3 protein-coding genes are annotated in these 4,023 nt (G+C 71.7%); all 3 read left to right on the top strand.

Annotated features, from left to right (window positions below):
* Positions 1-99 precede the first annotated feature (99 nt).
* From argH to tyrS, 3 genes are read left to right on the top strand one after another with little or no spacing between them, the layout of a single operon-like run.
* Positions 100-1,548, top strand: coding sequence for an argininosuccinate lyase (gene argH / locus Csp2054_RS17530; protein ID WP_096900838.1), 1,449 nt, complete (start codon positions 100-102; stop codon positions 1,546-1,548).
* Positions 1,545-2,225, top strand: a complete 681-nt coding sequence (locus Csp2054_RS17535) for a DNA-3-methyladenine glycosylase (RefSeq protein WP_176491779.1) — start codon at positions 1,545-1,547, stop codon at positions 2,223-2,225. Before argH ends, Csp2054_RS17535 begins: the two co-directional genes overlap by 4 nt.
* A 39-nt stretch (positions 2,226-2,264) precedes the next feature.
* Positions 2,265-3,578 (top strand): tyrosine--tRNA ligase, encoded by a 1,314-nt coding sequence (gene tyrS, locus Csp2054_RS17540; protein ID WP_096900839.1) that lies wholly within the window; start codon positions 2,265-2,267, stop codon positions 3,576-3,578.
* Positions 3,579-4,023 lie beyond the last annotated feature (445 nt).

Genomic DNA, 4,023 nt, shown 5'->3' on the forward strand with positions numbered 1-4,023 from the left:
CCGGCCTGGAGGCGCGACCCGCCTCCGCCTCGCCGCCCGCGTCCCCGGGGACGTGACGCAGCCCCCCACACCACCCGCCGACACGACCAGCAGGACGACATGACCGACGCGACCCCGCACGCCAAGACCGACGCCACCAACACCGGCGCCCTCTGGGGCGGCCGCTTCGCGGACGGTCCGAGCGCCGAGCTCGCTGCCCTCTCGAAGTCGACGCACTTCGACTGGCAGCTCGCGCCCTACGACATCGCGGGGTCGCGCGCCCACGCGCGGGCCCTCCAGCGCGCCGGCTACCTGACCGACGACGAGCTCGAGCGCATGCTCGCCGGCCTCGACCGTCTCGCGGACGCGCACGCGACCGGCGAGCTGCAGCCGGACGACTCCGACGAGGACGTCCACGGCGCCCTCGAACGGCTGCTCATCGCCGACCTCGGGCCGGAACTCGGCGGGAAGCTCCGCGCCGGTCGGAGCCGCAACGACCAGATCGCGACCCTCGGCCGCATGCACATGCTCGACCACGGTCGGCGCATCGGGCACCTCGTGATCGACCTCGTCGACGCGCTCAGCCAGCAGGCGAACGAGCACCCCGGCGCGATCATGCCCGGCCGGACTCACCTGCAGCACGCTCAGCCGGTGCTCCTGGCGCACCACCTGCTCGCACACGCCTGGCCGCTCGTCCGTGACCTCGAACGCCTCCGCGACTGGGCGGCCCGCGCGAGCGTGAGCCCCTACGGTGCGGGAGCCCTCGCGGGCAGCTCGCTCGGTCTCGACCCGACGGCGATCGCGGTCGAGCTCGGCTTCGACCGACCCGCGGACAACTCGATCGACGCGACGGCCGGCCGCGACGTCGTGGCCGAGTTCGCGTTCGTGCTCGCGCAGATCGGCATCGACGTCTCCCGCCTGGCCGAGGAGGTCATCCTCTGGAACACGAAGGAGTTCGGCTTCGTCCGGCTCCACGACGCGTTCTCGACGGGGTCGAGCATCATGCCGCAGAAGAAGAACCCCGACATCGCCGAGCTCGCTCGTGGCAAGGCCGGTCGGCTCCTCGGCAACCTGACGGGCCTGCTCGCGACGTTCAAGGCCCTGCCGCTCGCGTACAACCGCGACCTGCAGGAGGACAAGGAGCCCGTCTTCGACTCCGTCGAGCAGCTCGAGGTCCTGCTCCCGGCCTTCACCGGCATGGTGGCGACGCTGACGTTCGACACCGACCGGCTGGCTGAGCTCGCGCCGCAGGGATTCTCGCTCGCGACCGACGTGGCGGAGTGGCTCGTCCGCCAGGGCGTCCCCTTCCGCGATGCCCACGAGGTCTCCGGCGCCCTCGTCCGGTACTGCGAGGAACGGGGCATCGAGCTCGACGACCCGACCGACGAGGAGTACCGCGCCGTCTCCGAGCACCTCGCCCCCGAGGTCCGCTCGGTCCTGACGATCGAGGGCAGCGTGTCCTCCCGCGCCGGGGTCGGCGGCACCGCGCCCGAGCGCGTCGCCGAGCAGCTCACCGCCCTGACCCAGCGCGTCCGCGTCCTGGCGGAGAGCGCCCCCTTCACCCGGTGACCGACGCGCTCCGGCGCCTGCTGGCGGAGCCGGCCCCCGTCTCGGCGCCGGCGCTGCTCGGTGCGACGATCACGGGCCGCGGGGTGAGCATCCGCATCACCGAGGTCGAGGCGTACCACGGGCCGACCGATCCGGGCTCGCACGGACACCGGGGGATGACGGAGCGCAACCGGCACCTGTTCGGCCCGCCGGGCACGCTCTACGCCTACCGCTCCTACGGCATCCACACGTGCGTCAACGTCGTCAGTGGTGCCGAGGGCACCTCCGCCGGGTCGCTCCTCCGCGCCGGCGAGGTCGTCGCGGGCCTCGCCACCGCCCGTGAGCGCCGCGGCGCCCGTCCCGCCGACGTCGCGCTCGCCCGCGGGCCCGGCAACCTCGGCGAGGCACTCGGCGCCGTGCTCGGCACCGACGACGGCACGTCGCTCGTCGACGGGTCCGGTCCGTTCGCGCTCACCCTGGCGCCCGGCCTGGAGGCACGGCTCGACGCCGCCCCGCCGGCTGCGGTCGTCGAGGAGCTCCTGGCCGAGACCGACGCCGCGGGCGTCCCGCGCATCGCGCGCGGGCCGCGCACGGGCGTCGGCGGCATCGCCGGCGGCGCCCGCTTCCCCTGGCGCTTCTGGCTGCCCGGCGACCCGACGGTCTCGACGTACCGACGGCACAAGGGCGCCCTCGACTAGCGGAGCAGCGCCGTGCCTCCCGGCCGCTACGATTGCCGGGTGTCCAGTGATACCGCGATCGATGTCCTGACGCGCCAGCAGAACGACCCCACCTTCGCCTCGGTGTGGGACGAACTGCGCTGGCGTGGTCTGGTGCACGTCTCGACCGACGAGACCGCACTCAAGGAGGCCCTCGACGGCGAGCCGATCACGTACTACTGCGGCTTCGACCCGACCGCGCCGTCGCTGCACTGCGGCAACCTGCTGCAGCTGCTGACCCTGCGGCGGATCCAGCTCGCGGGGCACAAGCCCCTCGCGCTGGTGGGCGGATCGACCGGGCTGATCGGTGACCCGCGGCCGACCGCCGAGCGCACGTTGAACACCCCAGAAACCGTCGCCGACTGGGTCGAGCGCCTCCGTGCACAGGTGTCGCGCTTCCTCAGCCCCGACGGGGACAACGGCGTCCGCCTGGTGAACAACCTCGACTGGACCGCACCCCTTTCGGCCATCGACTTCCTCCGCGACATCGGCAAGTACTTCCGCGTGAACTCGATGCTCAAGAAGGACGCCGTCGCCGCCCGCCTCAACTCGGACGCGGGGATCAGCTACACCGAGTTCAGCTACCAGATCCTCCAGGGACTCGACTACCGGGAGCTCTTCCTGCAGTACGGGTGCACCCTGCAGACGGGTGGGTCCGACCAGTGGGGCAACCTGACCTCGGGGACGGAGCTGATCCGGCGCACCGAGGGTGCCACCGTCCACGCGCTCGGGACGCCCCTGATCGTCAACTCCGACGGCACGAAGTTCGGCAAGAGCGAGGGCAACGCGATCTGGCTCGACCCGGAGATGACGTCGCCGTACGCGTTCTACCAGTTCTGGCTCAACACCTCGGACGCCGACGTGGTCGAACGGCTCCGTCAGTTCACGTTCCTGTCCCGCGCCGAGATCGAACGGCTCGAGCGGGCCGTCGCCGACGAGCCGTTCCGGCGGGAGGCTCAGCGCACCCTGGCCTTCGAGGTCACCGCGGTGGTCCACGGGGTGCCCGCCACCCAGGCCGCCATCGACGCCGCCGCCGCCCTGTTCGGCAACGGGGACCTCACAACGCTCGACGAGCACACGCTCCGGTCCGCGATCGCCGAGCTCCCGGGGTCGACCTCGCTGCCCGGTGATGCCGACGTCGCACGCGCCCTGGTCGACACCGGTCTGGTGAAGTCCCTCGGTGAGGCCCGTCGCTCCGTCGACCAGGGCGGGGTGTACGTGAACAACGCCCGGGCGGAGGACCCGACCGCGCGGTTGTCCGACCTGGCGCTGCCCGGGGGAGTGGTCGTGCTCCGCCGCGGCAAGAAGACCCTCGCCGGCGTGACGATCGCCTGATCGACCCCGCTCCGTCGACGCCCGGTCCCCGCTTGGGAGCCGGGCGTCGGTGCGTTCCGGGCACGCTGTTGCAGAGCGCGACACGCCCGGGAAGTGCGACCGGTTGGCGCTCCCCGCGGTCCGCACGACGAGTTCTTACTCGTCACCCCAAAGGTGCGGCGGAGCGGCTGGAGCGAGAGCCCAGAGCCTGCCGGCCTCAAGCGGGACCATCCTCCACTGAAGTTCCGAACCGGCCTTGCGCTGGATCGCTTCGACGCCTAGGATGACTACTCCACCGGTTCTCTCCCGTCAGGGATGAGCCACTGGGCCTTCTGGTCCGACGACACACCGGTGGTCAAACCAAGAACGAAAGCCTCTCTGGCGGAACCTCGTGTTCGGGGTCGAGTGGGGAGTGCGTCTGGTCCTTGAGAACTCAACAGCGTGCACATTGTCAATGCCAATTTAT

It is taken from the genome of Curtobacterium sp. 'Ferrero', assembly GCF_002412165.1.
Lineage (GTDB): Bacteria > Actinomycetota > Actinomycetes > Actinomycetales > Microbacteriaceae > Curtobacterium.

What these genes read in the sequence shown, in the direction of transcription:
- argH (WP_096900838.1), top strand. Translation starts at nt 100, where the DNA reads ATGACCGACGCGACCCCGCACGCCAAGACCGACGCCACCAACACCGGC.